Origin of the sequence: Pedobacter boryungensis (assembly GCF_013204825.1) — a bacterium.
Taxonomy (GTDB): Bacteria; Bacteroidota; Bacteroidia; order Sphingobacteriales; family Sphingobacteriaceae; genus Pedobacter; species Pedobacter boryungensis.
The window spans coordinates 1128640-1145058 of record NZ_JABMKV010000002.1 but is presented as its reverse complement, the minus strand read 5'-3'; the positions used below and the strand labels follow the sequence as shown (position 1 = coordinate 1145058).

Annotated in this window: 16 protein-coding genes; 4 read left to right on the top strand and 12 right to left on the bottom strand. The window is 33.2% G+C overall.

Going from position 1 to position 16419, the window contains the following annotated elements; all coding sequences use genetic code 11:
* Window positions 1–48: 48 nt before the first annotated feature.
* The 12 genes from HQN85_RS11805 to ubiE form a co-directional block, all read right to left on the bottom strand.
* Window positions 49–639 carry an OmpH family outer membrane protein gene (locus tag HQN85_RS11805; protein WP_173272373.1) on the bottom strand — a complete coding sequence of 197 codons (591 nt, stop codon included), beginning with the start codon at window positions 637–639 and terminating at the stop codon, window positions 49–51.
* A gap of 47 nt (window positions 640–686) precedes the next feature.
* Window positions 687–1217 (bottom strand): OmpH family outer membrane protein, encoded by a 531-nt coding sequence (locus tag HQN85_RS11800; protein WP_173272371.1) that lies wholly within the window; start codon window positions 1215–1217, stop codon window positions 687–689.
* Window positions 1218–1233: 16 nt separating this feature from the next.
* Window positions 1234–3780 carry an outer membrane protein assembly factor BamA gene (gene bamA, locus HQN85_RS11795; protein WP_173272369.1) on the bottom strand — a complete coding sequence of 849 codons (2547 nt, stop codon included), beginning with the start codon at window positions 3778–3780 and terminating at the stop codon, window positions 1234–1236.
* Between the two features lie 63 nt (window positions 3781–3843).
* Window positions 3844–4584 (bottom strand): isoprenyl transferase, encoded by a 741-nt coding sequence (locus HQN85_RS11790; protein WP_173272368.1) that lies wholly within the window; start codon window positions 4582–4584, stop codon window positions 3844–3846.
* 18 nt (window positions 4585–4602) lie between these two features.
* Entirely contained in the window at window positions 4603–5412 is an 810-nt protein-coding gene (porG, locus tag HQN85_RS11785) for a type IX secretion system protein PorG (protein WP_173272366.1), read from the bottom strand.
* A gap of 1 nt (window position 5413) precedes the next feature.
* Window positions 5414–6295: an NAD kinase gene (locus tag HQN85_RS11780; RefSeq protein WP_173272364.1), complete on the bottom strand. Its 882-nt coding sequence runs from the start codon at window positions 6293–6295 to the stop codon at window positions 5414–5416.
* Window positions 6296–6303: 8 nt separating this feature from the next.
* Window positions 6304–6966 carry a CBS domain-containing protein gene (locus HQN85_RS11775; protein WP_173272362.1) on the bottom strand — a complete coding sequence of 221 codons (663 nt, stop codon included), beginning with the start codon at window positions 6964–6966 and terminating at the stop codon, window positions 6304–6306.
* Window positions 6966–7730 carry an alpha/beta fold hydrolase gene (locus tag HQN85_RS11770; RefSeq protein ID WP_173272360.1) on the bottom strand — a complete coding sequence of 255 codons (765 nt, stop codon included), beginning with the start codon at window positions 7728–7730 and terminating at the stop codon, window positions 6966–6968. The genes HQN85_RS11775 and HQN85_RS11770 overlap by 1 nt, the downstream gene beginning before the upstream one ends.
* Window positions 7731–7842: 112 nt before the next feature.
* Window positions 7843–8289, bottom strand: coding sequence for a GatB/YqeY domain-containing protein (locus tag HQN85_RS11765; RefSeq protein ID WP_173272358.1), 447 nt, complete (start codon window positions 8287–8289; stop codon window positions 7843–7845).
* Window positions 8290–8391: 102 nt separating this feature from the next.
* Entirely contained in the window at window positions 8392–9150 is a 759-nt protein-coding gene (locus HQN85_RS11760) for an SDR family NAD(P)-dependent oxidoreductase (protein ID WP_173272356.1), read from the bottom strand.
* Between the two features lie 50 nt (window positions 9151–9200).
* Window positions 9201–9950, bottom strand: a complete 750-nt coding sequence (gene porT / locus HQN85_RS11755) for a type IX secretion/gliding motility protein PorT/SprT (RefSeq protein ID WP_173272355.1) — start codon at window positions 9948–9950, stop codon at window positions 9201–9203.
* Complete coding sequence (ubiE, locus tag HQN85_RS11750) at window positions 9947–10675, bottom strand: bifunctional demethylmenaquinone methyltransferase/2-methoxy-6-polyprenyl-1,4-benzoquinol methylase UbiE (protein ID WP_173272353.1); 729 nt, start codon at window positions 10673–10675, stop codon at window positions 9947–9949. The genes porT and ubiE overlap by 4 nt, the downstream gene beginning before the upstream one ends.
* A gap of 95 nt (window positions 10676–10770) precedes the next feature.
* Between ubiE and yihA the strand changes: the two genes are divergently transcribed.
* The 4 genes from yihA to HQN85_RS11730 all read left to right on the top strand — a co-directional run bounded on the left by yihA (window position 10771) and on the right by HQN85_RS11730 (window position 16383).
* Window positions 10771–11421, top strand: coding sequence for a ribosome biogenesis GTP-binding protein YihA/YsxC (gene yihA, locus HQN85_RS11745; RefSeq protein ID WP_173272351.1), 651 nt, complete (start codon window positions 10771–10773; stop codon window positions 11419–11421).
* Between the two features lie 38 nt (window positions 11422–11459).
* Window positions 11460–12323: a UbiA-like polyprenyltransferase gene (locus tag HQN85_RS11740; protein ID WP_173272350.1), complete on the top strand. Its 864-nt coding sequence runs from the start codon at window positions 11460–11462 to the stop codon at window positions 12321–12323.
* A gap of 1 nt (window position 12324) precedes the next feature.
* Window positions 12325–14040, top strand: a complete 1716-nt coding sequence (locus tag HQN85_RS11735) for a M3 family oligoendopeptidase (RefSeq protein WP_173272348.1) — start codon at window positions 12325–12327, stop codon at window positions 14038–14040.
* A gap of 420 nt (window positions 14041–14460) precedes the next feature.
* The gene (locus HQN85_RS11730) at window positions 14461–16383 is read left to right on the top strand and encodes an LTA synthase family protein (protein ID WP_173272347.1); all 1923 of its coding nucleotides are present in this window, start codon (window positions 14461–14463) and stop codon (window positions 16381–16383) included.
* Window positions 16384–16419: the final 36 nt, after the last annotated feature.

The window sequence follows — 16419 nt, the reverse complement described above, 5'->3', positions numbered from 1 at the left end:
GGAACTGAGTATTAATCAGTTCCGCTAAAGATATTAAATTATATCTAATTAGTTCTTTTTAACAGGAGTAGCTGCTGGTTTTGTTGCTGGCGTATTAGAAATACCTAATTTCGCTTTAACCGCAGCGGTAATATCTTCACCACCATCAAAATAAACTAAATTATTAAAACCTTGCGCTACTGAAATATCAAATACATAAGCTAAACCTTTTTCTTTAGCAACGGCACCCATAGCACTAGCTAATTTTTGGTTAATTGGAGGAAATAATTCACCTTGTTTAGCAGTTACATCGGTATTAGCTTTAGTACGAGCCTCTCCAATTCTTTTTTCAAGATCTTGTAAATCTGTTTGTGCAGCTTGAAGTTCTTTGATAACAACATCTTTATTAGCTTCACTTAATGTTTTTTGTTTTGCTTCTGCAGCTGCAGCTTTAGTTTGATATTCAGCTATCATTTTATCAATTTCAGCTTGTTTAGTTTTTGCTAATGTTTCCAATGTAGTCTGTGCGTTTTTAGCTTCTGGCATACTTGCATAAATCTCATCAGAATTAAGGTGACCCAATTTTTGTTGAGCATTCGCAACGTTCGCAGTAAGCAATAATCCAGCTGCAACAAAAAATACGTTAATTAACTTTCTCATTTTTCTATTTTACTTAATAATTGTTTTATAATTTATGTGTTTTATTTTTATTTTACAACTGTACCAGGTTTATAACCCAACCTAGTAATAACGTCATTACTAATATCATAATTGCTACTGGCGTAAATCATCATGGTAGATTCACTGCTTTTATCAAATACAAAGTCAATAAATTTGTTTTTTGCTGTTTCACCAATTACTGTTGATACCTTATCTTGAATTGGCTTTAATAGCTTAGTACGTGTTTGAAAAAGATCTCCTTCTGGACCAAATTTTTGACGTTGTAATTCTTTGGCTTTCTTTTCTTTTTCAATAATATCGTTTTCTCTGCGCTTACGCATATCATCGGTTAATAATACCTGATCTGCTTGATACGCTTTATACATTTTATCAATCTCACTAAAACTATCATCAACTTGTTTTTGATATTGTTGAGATAATCCGTCTAGTTGACTCAATGCAGACTTGTATTCTGGTAAATGCTTAAGGATATATTCTGTATCCACATAAGCAAACTTTTGCGCTGATGCACCCAATCCGATTAGGAGCAAAAAGCTAGCTAATATATATTTTTTCATATTCGATAGATGCAATTTAATTAAATCCTCCGAGTTGTTGGGCAATACTAAAGTGGAATTGACCTTTATTTGCATCTGGAATACCAGGTATTTTGTCAAAACCATAACCATAATCAATACCTAATAAACCAAATATAGGCAAGAATATTTTTGCACCAACACCAACCGAGCGCCTCACATTAAACGGATTAAAATCACTAAACTTATTCCAAGTGTTACCACCTTCTGCAAACACTGTCATAAATGCAGTTGCTTGTTGAGATGATATTACTGGATATCTTAACTCCATTACATATTTATTAAAAATTGGACTACCAGAACTTTGTGCAATAGTTGGGTTTGAACCTACTGGAATAACCGAGTTATTTGAATAACCACGCATAGCGATTAACTCAGAACCTTGTAAGAAATCAAAACCCTGCATACCATCTCCTCCCAATTTAAAACGCTCAAATGCCGACTCACCAACCGCACTATTATAAGTTCCTAAGAAACCAAATTGTGCCTGTCCTTTAAATACCAATTTACCAATTAAGGTTTCAAACCATTGGGCTTCAAATTTCCACTTGTGGTACTCGGTAAACTTGTAACGTAATTTATCTGAAGCTATTTTATAATTCACATTATTTAATAATGAATAAGGTGGCGTAGCTTGTATGGTAAATTTAATATAAGAACCTCCAGTAGGGAAAATTTGACTTCCATTTCTTGAATCTCTTGCAATTTCTTGTGTTAAGTTCAAGTTGTATGAAGTACCAGTGCTAAACAAATAGCCTGGATAGTTATTTAAGATATATTGATTTAAATTCACACTGTGAACTAATGAGAACCAGTTATCTGGCCATTTCAATTTTCTACCTAAACTAATAGACACCCCATTTAAACGAATTTTTTGGTAATTAGCATCTGTTGCAGCTAAACTATTAGATTGTAATGATGTAAATGCACTTAGTCCAAAACTGATTGGTTTTTTACCACCAAACCAAGGCTCAGAAAATGAGAAACTATACGATTGGTAATATTTACCATTAGTTTGTCCACGTAAACTTAATTTTTGACCATCACCTTTAGGAAGAGGTTTGTATGCTTCTCCCTTAAATAGGTTTCTTAATGAGAAGTTATTGAAAGTTAAACCTAAGGTACCAATTACACGGCCACCACCAAAACCACCTGATAATTCGATTTGATCTGAAGGTTTTTCTTCTACATGATATACAATATCTACAGTACCATCAGCAGGGTTAGGTTTTGGAACTGGATTAGTTTTAGATTCATCAAAATTACCTAATGCACCAATTTCACGTACAGTTCTTACCAATAATTCTTTAGAGAATTTCTCCCCTGGTTTGGTACGAATTTCACGTAAAACAACTCTATCGTTAGTAATGGTATTTCCTTCAATACTAATTTTGTTGTTGGTATATTGAGGACCTTCATAAATACGCATCTCTACATCTACAGTATCATTGTGTATTTTAGTTTGTACTGGGTCAATGTTAAAGGTTAAATATCCATCGTTTAAGTAAACACTAGAAACATCATCACCATTTGCACTACCACGCAATTTCTTTTCTAATTTCTCTTCGCTAAATAATTCTCCTTTTTCAATTCCTAAAACTTTTTCTAGATATTCTGTTGTATATTTTGCATTACCAACCCAGCTAATATTACCAAAATAATATTTAGGACCTTCATAAATATCTAGCTTAATGCCAATAGATTTATCGTTATATTTATAAATACTATCTTTTAAAATGGCGGCATCTCTGTAGCCCTTTTCTTGCATTTTAGCAACTAATTTCAGTTTATCTTCTTCGTATTTCTCTTTATTGAATTTACCACTACCAAAAACTTTATAAAAAGCTTGTTGCTTTGTTTTCTTAAGGTATTTTCTAAGCTTAGAAGATTTAAAATCTTTATTACCTGTAAATGTAATTTCGTGAACCTTTACCCTTTTTCCTTTATTAATGAGTACTTGAAGAATAACACTATTCTCCTGATTAGGATCTGGTTTAGATTTAAAATCAATTGTTGTATAGAAATATCCTTTATCTAAAAGGTATTTATTAATAATAGATCTTGTAGTATTATATAAGTTATCGTTAATGATGGTTTTACCGGCTTTATCTGCTAGTTTTTCGCTAATATCAGTTTTTTGTGATTTGCTAACGCCGATGAATTCGAATGAACTTAAACGTGGGCGTTCCACAACTTCGATATCAAAGTAAACTGTATCAGCTTCTATTTTAGTTACAAATAATTGTACATCATCAAATAGGCCTTGGACCCATAAGTTTTTAATTGCATTTGAAGTTGCTTCTCCTGGTAAAATTATTCGCTCTCCTTTGGTCAATTTAGAAAGTGTAATAATTACTTCCTTATCTAGGTATTGCGTTCCAGTTAAAGTTGTACCACCAATTACATATTCTTTTGGACTAAAATAATCAATATTTAAGCCTTGAACTTTTAAGGAAGGTGCTGCAGGTGCAGGTTGTGTACGGATCTGAGCTAGTGATGGCAAGCCAATCAATAACAAAAATATGAGTTGGTATATTCTTTTCATTTACAATCTAAAAAACGTTGCTAAGTTAATTTAAACACATGTTAAAAAGTGTTAAAAGTAAAATTAGTTCAATTGCTCACTAATTTTCCCGAAGCGACGTTCGCGTTTTTGGTAATCTACAATGGCTTCAAAAAGGTGTTCTCTTCTAAAGTCTGGCCATAAGGTTTCGGTAAAATATAATTCGGTGTAAGCAATTTGCCATAATAAAAAATTACTTACTCTGTGCTCCCCGCTAGTACGGATCATTAACTCTGGGTCGGGTATTTGAGCGGTGGTTAATTGAGCGTTAAAAGTTTCTTCATTAATATCGTCTAGAACTATCTTTTGTTCCTGAACTTGCTTTGCTAATTTTTTTGCAGCTTCAATTATTTCCCATTTTGCACTATAACTTAAGGCTAAAGTTAAGGTGCATTTGGTGTTTTTGCTGGTTATTTCCATCACATTAGCTAAATCATCAATACATTTTTGTGGTAATGATTTTAAATCGCCAATGGCATTTAACCTTACATTATTTTTATTTAAAGTTTCGGCTTGTTCATTAATGGTTGAGATTAGTAACTCCATTAAAGCATTTACTTCCTCTACTGGGCGATTCCAGTTTTCTGTAGAAAAAGCATATACTGTTAGGTATTTTATGCCAATATCTACACAGCCTTCAACAATATCTTTTACAGACAATACACCACTTTCATGGCCAAAAACGCGAAATTTCCCTTGATTTTTTGCCCATCTCCCATTACCATCCATAATAATGGCAATGTGCTCTGGTAAGCGATTAATATCTATTTGTTTTTTAAATCCCATTAATGTTTTATCGACGCCCTAAAAAGTAAAGCATTTTTGGCTCACAAAGGTATAAGATATCCCAATACTTACAAACATGTAGGTATCTCTTTTTCTTAAATCTCCTCTTTGAGTTCCAGGAACACCAACTCGAGAAGCTGTTGAAGCATTATATGGAGGAAAATACCTTGAAGACCCAGGCGAACTGGGCATGGTATTTAGATAATAATAATCTCCTACATCATCGATAAAGTCGGTAAAAGTAGTTCTATAACCTATTTCTGAAAACAGTGTTAAATAATCTGTTAATTTATATTTTACACCTGCACCATAAGGAACTGAAATGGCATATGATTTATAGGATACTGGTCTACCATCTTTATCTGCATTAGTTATATAATCAGATAAGTTGTATTTAATATCATTATACGTTGCCTTTGGCTTAAAATAAAAGCCACCAACACCGGCAAATATATAAGGGGTAAATCTACGTTTTGAAGCAGATGAATAAATATCGAAAAAGTTAAGGTTGGCTAATAAGCTCACTTCATGGATTGAAGTATTAAAATTTAAAGCACGTTCTTTAAACTGTTCGTTTGAAGACTCCAAATCATCACCTTTTATCTCGCCATAAGTATAATGTAAACCTAGTCCAAAATATGGATTGAAATTTATTCTGCCGAAAGCACCTGCAGAAATACCAGTAATTTTTACGGGATTATTTTGATTTAAATCTCCTAAATATCCTGCACCACCAGCGTTTATACCTATTTCTGCTCGTTGGGCAAAGCTTGTATTACCTAAAGAAAATGAGATTACGAAAATTAAGACTGTCTTTATATACCGCATTTTAATAATTACGGGTGTCAATACCCCAAAGTAATTTATTCCTTAACGTAGTAAGGTAACTTTCATTGTTAAGGCGGATAAGATTTATGTTAAACTTAGCTTTATTGATGGTAATTTTAACAGATCTATCTACAGTTTCCGTTCTTGAATCACACGAAAGGAGAAATTTTGTACTTCTAGCTTCAATCTCAAAAGTGAGTTCTACATTGTCAGGCACTATAATTGGCCTCACATTTAAGTTATGCGGAGCAATTGGAGTAATCACAAAGTTTTGTGCATTTGGTAAAATAATTGGCCCACCGCAGCTTAAAGAATAAGCAGTAGAACCAGTTGGTGTCGCAATAATTAATCCATCTGCCCAGTATGAATTTACAAATTCACCGTTCATATACGCGTGAATAATCATCATTGCCGAATTATCCCTGCGATGAATAGTGATATCATTCATTGCAAAATTTTCATTTGCAAATAAGTTGTTTTTCGACTCAAGGTTTAGAATTCCTCTTTTGTCAAGCGTATAATCGCCATTAACTAAAGCACTGATAGCCGTATCAATTTCATTCTTATTGATACTGGCTAGAAATCCTAATCGTCCAAAGTTGATTCCAATAATCGGAATACCAGAATCTCCTACTAGCGAAAGTGTATCTAACAATGTCCCATCTCCGCCTAAACTCAATAATACATCGGCATGATTTAAAAGTTCTTTGGAAGTGGAAAATACAGTTGAATTATGCGGAAGTGCAATCTTTTCCTTGATAAAATTATTGAATTTCGAGTATACCAAGATTTCAATTTTGTACAATGCCAAGGCATTAAATACCTGTTTCACAAATGGCAAAACGGTATCGTTAAAATCTCTTCCGTATATGGCTATTTTCATTGGGGGAATTATACGTTTAAATAGTTCATAAAAGAATTGAATCTATCTGCCGAACCATCATCGTTTTGCGTATTATTAAAAACAGCTTTAACTTCATAATTATATCTTTCAAATGATGAAATAATGCCTGAAAGCTCTGTTTTATTTATTTTTAAGGTAATTTCTAATCGTGTAGAATCAGGAAAAGAGCTCACGTATGATGATAAAATCTGAGCATTATCTGCCTCTACAATTTGAGCCATGTGAGCTAATGAATTATTTCTATTGCTGATAGATAATACAATAATTCCTCCCGGCTCTTTTACAGCATAGGTATCTGCAGTATATTCTAGCAAATTATTGATAGAAACTACACCCAAATAGTTTTTTTGTTGATCTAACACTGGCACTAATGATAATTGCAATTGATTAAATAGCCTTATCACGTCGTAAATATGTGAATCCTCAAAAACAAATGGATTCATGATTGTTAAAGACAAACTCCCAATTGGTGTATCTTGATCTCTAACTTCTATCAGCTCATCTTCAGAGACTAATCCTAAAAATTGAGCTTCATTCACAATTGGCAAATGGTACAATTTAAACTCACTCATCCTTTCTAAAGCCTTCCTAACGCTATCGGAAGTTTTTAGAGGAGGTATTACATTTGATATGAGTTCTGCTGCAAACATTATTTTAATAAAATCCTATTTAAAAATGTATCTAAATATGCATTAAATTCAGTCGGTCTTTCCATCATTGGCGCATGTCCACATTTATCTACCCAGTTTAATTCTGAGTTAGGTAAAAGTTCATGAAATTCAATTGCTACTTCTGGTGGAGTTATTTTGTCTTGTTTACCCCAAATTAATGATACAGGAATAGTTATTCTCGATAATTCCTTACTCATATTATGGCGTATAGCCGATTTAGCTAATGCTAAAATACGAATCACTCTAGAACGGTCATTTACAGATTTAAACACTTCATCTACCAACTCTTTAGTCGCTGTAGCAGGGTCATAAAAAGTAAATTCTACCTTTTCTTTGATATAATCATAGCTTTCTCTTCTTGGAAATGATCCTCCAAAAGCATTTTCATATAAACCCGAGCTTCCTGTTAATACCAAAGCTTTCACAAATTCCTGATGCGCAGCTGTAAAAACCAAGCCTACGTGACCACCTAATGAATTTCCTATTAATACAACCTGACTTAATTTTTTATATTTAAGAAAGCGATGTACATATTTAGAAAGGCTTTTTACACCCAGTGTAAGAATTGGTAAATCGTAAATAGGCAAAATAGGTACTAAAACACGATAATTTTTTTTAAAATGATCTATCGCTGGCTCCCAATTACTTAACTCGCCCATTAGCCCATGAAGCAATACTAACGTTTCTCCTTCGCCTGCTTGAATGTACTTAAACCCGTCTTCTTCAATTACTTCGTATTGCATATATAGTGTTATGATGTTTGGTATGTGCTACTAAGTTAATAGAGTAAAATTAAATTATGGCAATTAATCTGATATTTTTAAGAAAAAAGATCAACCTCAAATTATAAATCGATTATCCCAATTGTGTTTTTACAATTTCTCCAATTAATTTCCCATCGGCTTTACCTGCTAATTCTTTATTAGCTAAACCCATTACCTTACCCATTTCTTTAATAGATGTTGCACCAGATTCTGAGATAATTCTTGCAATTGTTTTCTCAATATCAGCTTGTGCTAATTGTTTAGGCAAAAACTGACTAATTACATCAATCTCTTCTTGCTCAACGGTATATAAATCTTCACGACCTTGTTCTTTATAAATAGTTGCTGATTCTTTACGTTGTTTTACTAGTTTTTGCAAAATTTTCATTTCTGCATCTTCAGAAATTTCTTCTGCATGACCTTTTTCTGTTTTCGCCAATAACAATGCAGCTTTAATTGCTCGTAAGCCTCTAAGCCTTGCTTGATCTTTAGCCAACATGGCTTGTTTTATTTCCTGATCTATTGTAGTTGATATCATTTTTCTATTTGTTTTTTGGTTTTTTTCGCTTGTTTGTTGTTTGGTTAGCGTATTGTTTCAGATTTCCTAAAAACTAACACCAAAACAACTAACTAACCAAGTTTAATCTCTTTTTACTGTAGTTGCTGTTGCTTGTGCTGTTGGCATTATTAACATATCGTTAATGTTTACATGTGGTGGCCTACTTACGGCAAACCAAATAGCTTCTGCAATATCTTGTGCTATTAGTGGTTCAAACCCATCGTACACCTTTTTTGCTCTACTTTCATCACCTTTAAAACGCACAATAGAAAACTCAGTCTCTACCATACCTGGATGAATAGCAGTAACTTTTATTCCATGAGGTAAAAGATCAATGCGCATACCTTGATTTAATGCTTCTACAGCATGTTTCGTTGCACAATACACATTACCATTTGCATACACTTCTTTACCAGCAATAGAACCTATATTGATGATATGACCTTTTTTCTGTTCTACCATCCAACCGCTCACTACTTTAGAAACATATAATAAGCCTTTAATGTTTGTGTCTATCATCGTATCCCAGTCATCAGTATTGCCTTTATCAATTGGATCTAAACCTTGACTTAAACCTGCATTATTTATCAGTACATCAACATTTTTCCAATTGGCTGGAAGTGTTTCCAACACATAATTGATATTTTCTTTATCTCTTACATCAGCTTGAATTTTTTTCACTTCTATTGCGTACTTATCCGCCAAATGATGAGCTATTTTTTCTAGCAAATTTTCTCTTCTTCCTAATAAGATAAGGTGATAACCTTGTTGAGCGAAAAGGTGTGCACAAGCCTCGCCGATACCTGAGCTTGCACCAGTAATTAATGCAATTTTAGCCATTTGTTAATTTATTTGATGTTAACAAAGGTATAAATTTTTGAATGGGGAACTTACTCGAAAAATAAACTGAAAGTAAAATGTCTAAGTTTAGCTTTATCTATAGGATTAGCATAGGGTGTATTGTCATGCTTCAAAATATCTTTGAAAGAATAAGACATCTTTAACTCTGGCGACATTTTAAACCATTCGAAATAAATATCGAAACCAATGCCGGCTTCGTATGACAAAAAGTTCTTATTATTCTTAATCAGTTTATCAATTGGTGCTGCCGAAGCATCATTATTTTTTTTACCCGATGCCAAATCAATAGAATATTTTAATCCACCCAACATATATGCTCTAAAATTCATCATTCGGTCTGATTTAATTTTTAAGCCTACAGGAAGATCTATCATAGTAGCTTGAAACTTTTTCTGAATTAATGGAGTTCCGGGATTATTTATGCCAGGTTCAACGTAGTAATAACTAATTAATCTATCATTAAAAACCAAAGTTGGTGTAAGTCGAACATCTAAATTGTTGTTTACTCTTTTATTTACAACAAACCCAATTCCAAATCCAACAGATGTTGGAGAAGAAATAGCTGATAACGAATCGGTAACATATTTGCCTAAGCCACTGTCAAAATAGGGATTTCTCCAATCTGCTTTTTTAAGGATTTTGTATTCGGATGAAATATACTGAAAACTAAATCCGAAGTTAAAGTCCTCATCATCAATACCCCCACCCCAATTTTGAGCCTTAGCTAGGTTACTTATTACTAAAAAGACTACAATTAAGAGCGTTAGTTTTTTTCTCATTTAATACCGGTATAAATAGCACTTATACCAAACGTTAAAGGGCGATGTTTGGTATTTTTATAACCAACTTTTTCCATTAATGATGTAAATGATTGCCCATCTGGAAAAGCAGCGACCGATTCTGGCAAATAAGTATAAGCTCTATCATCCTTAGAAAACAACTTACCAAAAAATGGAGTAACGTATTTAAAGTAAAAATTATAGCCTTGTTTTACCGGAAAAACTCTGGGTTTAGAGAATTCTAGAATCACAATTTTTCCTTCTGGTTTTAAAACACGAAGCATATCTGCTAGGCCTTTCTCTAGGTTTTCGTAATTACGTACCCCAAATGCTACGGTAATGGCATCGAAGGTATTGTCGTCAAAATGCAAACCTTCCGAATCTCCTAATTGTACTGAGAAAACATGACCAAGATTACGTTCTTTAATTTTCTTTTTGGCTACTTCCAACATTCCTTCAGAAATATCTACTCCAATTACCTTATCGGGATGTAAAATACTGATCGATTCGAAAGCAAAATCTCCTGTACCTGTTGCAACATCTAAAATCATTCGAGGTTGTATAGATGACAATTCTTTTATCGCCTTGCGACGCCAAATGATATCTATACCTAATGATAAAAAGTGATTTAGAAAATCGTAAGTGCCAGAAATGTTATTGAACATTGTAGCTACTTGTTCTTTTTTTGTTGCTGTGCCAGAATATGGAGTTACTTCTTTATTCATAATTATGCATCAAAGATATAAATTGTAATTGAAGATGTGAGATTTGAAAAACAACTGAAAACTGTCAACTCCAAACTTATTCTTACCTTTGTGCTATGATTATAAAATCTGCCACTTTTGTTGTTAGCAATACCAAAGTTTCTGCTTTACCACTGCCAGATATGCCTGAATATGCTTTTATTGGGCGTTCTAACGTTGGCAAATCGTCACTTATCAATATGTTAGTGAATGTGCAAGGTTTAGCAAAAACATCTCAAAGACCTGGAAAAACACAATTAATTAATCATTTTTTAGTTAACGAAAAATGGTATATAGTTGATTTACCTGGCTACGGTTATGCTAAAGTGAGTAAAAGTAGTAGAGAGAAATGGGAGAAATTCATTAGAAACTATTTAACTAAAAGAGAAAGCTTACAATGCGTTTTTGTATTGATAGACAGCCGTTTAGAACCGCAAAAAATAGACTTAGAATTTTGTTCATGGTTAGGCGAATGTCAAATACCATTTGCTTTGGTGTATACCAAAGCTGATAAACAATCGGGTCCAAAGACCGACCAAAACGTTGCAAAATTTAATAAAGCACTATTGGGCTGGTTTGAAGAAGTGCCACCATTCTTTATTACCTCTGCTGAAAAAGGACAAGGCAGAGATAAAGTTTTACAGTTTGTTCAAGAAGTAAATGAAGATTTTGTAAAACCAGAAATAGATACTCAATTTTATACTGCTGCTAAATCAGATAAAAACTAACAATCTCGTCATTCTCTTAATGACGTTAATTATGAAAAATGAAAAAGTACTTTTCACTCGTATTATTTGCACACTCTATATTCGCAATGCCTTTTGCCTTAATTGGTTTCTTTTTAGGGGTTACTACAACTTCAAACCCATTTAATTGGTACATATTGGCATTGGTAATTTTATGCATGGTATTTGCCCGCAATGCGGCAATGGCATTTAATCGTTATTTAGATAGAAATATCGACGCAAAAAACCCTCGTACAGTAATGCGAGATATTCCTGCGGGTAAAGTATCTGCTAGCGAAGCGCTTACTTTTGTAATTGTAAATTGCATTTTGTTTGTAATCGCGACAGCTTTTATCAACCCATTATGTCTTTATTTGTCGCCAATAGCGTTATTTGTTGTGCTATTTTATAGCTACACCAAACGTTTTACAGCACTGTGCCATTTGGTTTTAGGTTTAGGACTTGCCTTAGCACCAATTGGAGCATATATTGCAGTTACAGGGGCATTTAATATAGTTCCGCTATTTTATTCATTTGCTGTTTTATTTTGGGTAAGCGGGTTCGATATTATTTATGCTTTGCAAGATGAAAGTTTCGATCGACAAGAAAATCTACATTCTATACCAGCAGCGCTTGGCATAAAAAATGCTTTACGTTTATCGGTAGTTTTACACGTTTTTTCTGCTATATGCGTAATATTACCTTTATTTTTTGCCGAATTTAGTTGGGTATATTATATCGGAATTTTATTTTTCTGTGCCATGCTTACTTATCAGCATTTGCTAGTAAAACCAACCGACATTAGTAAAGTTGATCGTGCTTTTGCGACCACAAATGGATTTGCATCAGTCATTTTTGCACTTTGCTTTTTAATTGATGCTTTTTTAAGAACACATACTATTTAAAATGAATAATTTAATCATACCTAAGAAAACCAGAACCTACATTCCTCAAAATTTAAAAATGGAATGGGAAAGCTTATCTCCAATTTTAGATGAGCTATTAAAAAGAGAAATCCACAATGTGGAAGGATTAGAAAAATGGTTGAAAGATAAAAGCGAGTTAGAAGCTGCGCTTGAAGAAGATTTTGCTTGGCGTTATATTAAAATGACTTGTGATACAGCCAATGAAAATTTAGTAAAAGATTTTCAGTATTTCGCGACTGAAATTGAGCCTAAAATATCGCCAATAGCCAATGAGTTAAATAAGAAATTTAGTGAAAGTCCATTTATTGATCAATTAGATCAAAAGAAATACTTTGTTTATATCAGAGCAGTTAAAAAAGCTTTGGAATTATATCGCGAAGAAAACATTGAACTTTTTACACAATTACAAGTAACGCAGCAAAAATATCAAGGCATAACTGGTGCCATGAGTGTTAAAATAAACGATCAAGAATATACATTAGAGCAAGCTGCGAATTTTTTAAAAGATACCGATAGAAATGTTAGACAAAATGCGTGGGAAACCATTCAACAACGCCGTTTAGCAAACAAAGACGAATTAAACATCTTGTTTGATGAATTGATCGTTATGCGTAATAAGGTTGCTTTAAACGCAGGTTTTGAAAACTATCGTGATTATATGTTCCAAGCTTTAGGTCGTTTTGACTATACACCAAAAGATTGTTACGATTTTGCAGAAGCAATTGAAAAAGAAGTTGTTCCGGTATTAAAAGAACAAGCCGAAAAAAGACAAGCGGCTTTAAATTTAGAGGTATTGAAACCTTGGGATATGGAAGTAAGTACAACCGGAAAACCAATGTTAAAACCGTTTAACAACGGACAAGAACTCATTGATAAAAGCATCAATTGTTTTGCAGCAATAAATCCATCATTAGGAGAAAAATTGAACATTATGAAGGCCAATGGTCTTTTTGATGTCGAAAGCAGAATGGGAAAAGCACCAGGCGGTTACAATTATCCTTTAGCAGAAACTGGCGCTCCTTTTATTTTCATGAACTCTGCAAATTCATTACGAGATTTAACGACAATGGTTCACGAAGGTGGTCATGCGATACATACTTTTTTAACTGCCGACTTAGCGCTAAATGATTTTAAACATTGTCCATCGGAAGTTGCAGAATTGGCATCTATGAGTATGGAATTAATTTCTATGGACAATTGGGATGTATATTTCGATAACGAAGAAGAATTAACTCGTGCTAAAAAAGAACAATTGGCAGATGTTTTAAAAACATTGCCTTGGGTTGCAGTAATTGATCAATTTCAACATTGGATCTATACAAATCCAAATCACAATGCAGCGGATAGAGAAGCTGCTTTTAAACAAATTTACACTCGTTTTGGAGCTGGTTTTGCAGATTGGTCGGGCTTTGAACAACAATTTGGAAATCTTTGGCAAAAACAATTACACTTATTCGAAGTGCCTTTTTATTATATCGAATATGCAATTGCACAACTAGGCGCAATAGCAGTCTGGAAGAATTACAAAGAAAATCCAGAGAAAGCATTGGAGCAATACTTAGCAGCCTTAGCTTTAGGTTATACTAAACCAATGAATGAAATTTACGAAACAGCGGGTATTAAATTTGATTTTAGTGCCGAGTACGTGAAAGAATTAGCCACATTTGTAAAAGAAGAACTGAACAAATTAGGATAATTTATCCCACCCTTTTTTGAAAGCCAAGTAAAATTACTTGGCTTTTTTTATGGAATGGATTTTAACTTAAAGTTAATTTTTAACTGTATGCTCAAACTCGGATGAGTAATACATTATACCTGTGTCGTGTTTACTTCGGACCTGGGTCGCACTTGGTTCGGAGCCAATTGTCACAAGTCCGACCAAACCCCGAACTAACTCCGAATTAAGTCCGTCTCAACACTTAACATTTTTTTGTCTATTTACAGTTTTTATCGAAGAAAACTTGGCAGGGAAAAAACGTATCTCAAAGTCAAATACTGACTTTAAAAATTTAAGAAGATTTAACATTAAAGAAACTTTAGCCAATGGTATATTCAGAATTTCTTCAGAATTTAAATCTAATTTCGGACATTCGTGTAACCAAACGAAGCTTAGCTCATGCTTAAAAAAATATTTGCCACTCGTTTTAAACTATTGGCAATCATCTATGTATTTATTATTTCTGTTTCTTTTTTAACACGATTTGTCCTTTTCATCAAGTCGTTTAGCCAATTAGATACTAATCCACTTCAAATTATAGGTATCTTTTTAATTGGTTTATTTAATGACACCTTGATGAGTACATTTTTTCTCATCCCTTTTGTGCTATACCTCTGGCTAGTGCCTAATAAAATCTATTTTAAAAAATGGCATCGATTTATATTGTACGGCTTATGCCTTTTAGCATTCACTATACTTGTTTTTAACGCTGTTTCTGAATGGTTTTTTTGGGATGAATTTTCAACACGCTATAATTTCATCGCAGTTGATTATTTGATTTATACTACGGAAGTTATTGGCAACATTTGGCAATCCTATCCTATTGTAAAGTTGTTAATCGGTATTTTTGTATTGAGTATTTTGGTCTTATTATTCACGAAAAAATATATCAAAGCAGAGGTAACCAACAGAATACCATTCAAATACAGAACCTTAATTGCGCTTGCACTATTACTTTTACCAGTTTTGGTATTTCTATTTGGAAGCAATGGCGCAAAACAATTTAGCAAAAACCAATATGCATCAGAACTTTCTGGGAATGGCATGTATGATTTCGGAGCGGCCTTTATCAACAATCAATTAGATTACGATAAATTTTATAAAACCGATTCTGTTAACGCTATCTTTAATACCGTCAAAAAAGATTTCGTTGCCAGTAATAGTCAGTTTCAAAGTGATTCTTTAACTTCAATCACACGATCTATTACTTATCCTGGAGCTCAAAAAAACTACAACCTAATTATGATTAGCGTAGAGAGTTTAAGTGGCGATTTCATTTCTAGATTTGGTAATACAGAGCATATTACGCCTAATTTAGACAGTTTAGCTAATCAAGGATTATTCTTCTCTAATCTTTTTGCTACTGGCACTAGAACCGTTCGAGGTTTAGAAGCTTTGTCGTTAAGTCTTCCTCCAACTCCTGGTCAATCTGAAGTAAAGAGACCAAATAACGAAGGAAGATTTTCGCTAGGAAATGTATTAAAAAGTAAAGGTTATACCACTCAATACTTATATGGTGGTTATGGTTATTTCGATAACATGAATTATTTTTTCAGCAACAATGGCTATGATGTAATTGATCGTTCCGCCATCACCAATGAAAAAGACATTCATTATGAAAATATTTGGGGCGTTGCTGATGAAGATTTATTCACCTTAGCTGTTAAAACTTTTGACGCGAATTATAAGCTAAATAAGCCTTTTTTCAGTCAAATCATGACGACTTCTAACCATCGTCCTTATACTTATCCAGAAGGAAGAATAGATATTCCATCGCATACTGGACGTTCTGGAGCAGTTAAATACACCGATTATGCTATTGGGAAATTCATTAATGATTGTCGTAATAAACCTTGGTTTAACAACACCATATTTGTAATTGTAGCTGATCACTGCGCATCAAGTGCAGGAAAAACTGAATTGCCAATTAAGAATTATCGCATCCCGATGATTGTATATGCGCCATCTATTATTAAACCGAGTACATTTAATGGCTTAACTTCTCAAATTGATATTCCACCAACTTTACTAGGTATGTTAAATGTAAGTTACACTTCTAAATTCTTCGGATTTGACATTTTTAATACCCCAGCAAATCAGCGTAGAGCATTTATAAGCACCTATCAAAATTTAGGTTATTATAAAGAAAATCAATTAATTATACTATCGCCGCAACAAAAAGTAGAAGCATTTAATGTAGATTCTACAAACTTTGCCACTACTCCAATAAAATCTGCGCCTGCTTTAGAAAAAGAAGCAATTTCTTATTATCAATCGGCTAGCTATTTATTACATCACCGACTTTATCAATTTAAAAAGTAACAAAACGATTTTAGGAACTGTAGTTTTAAACTTAAT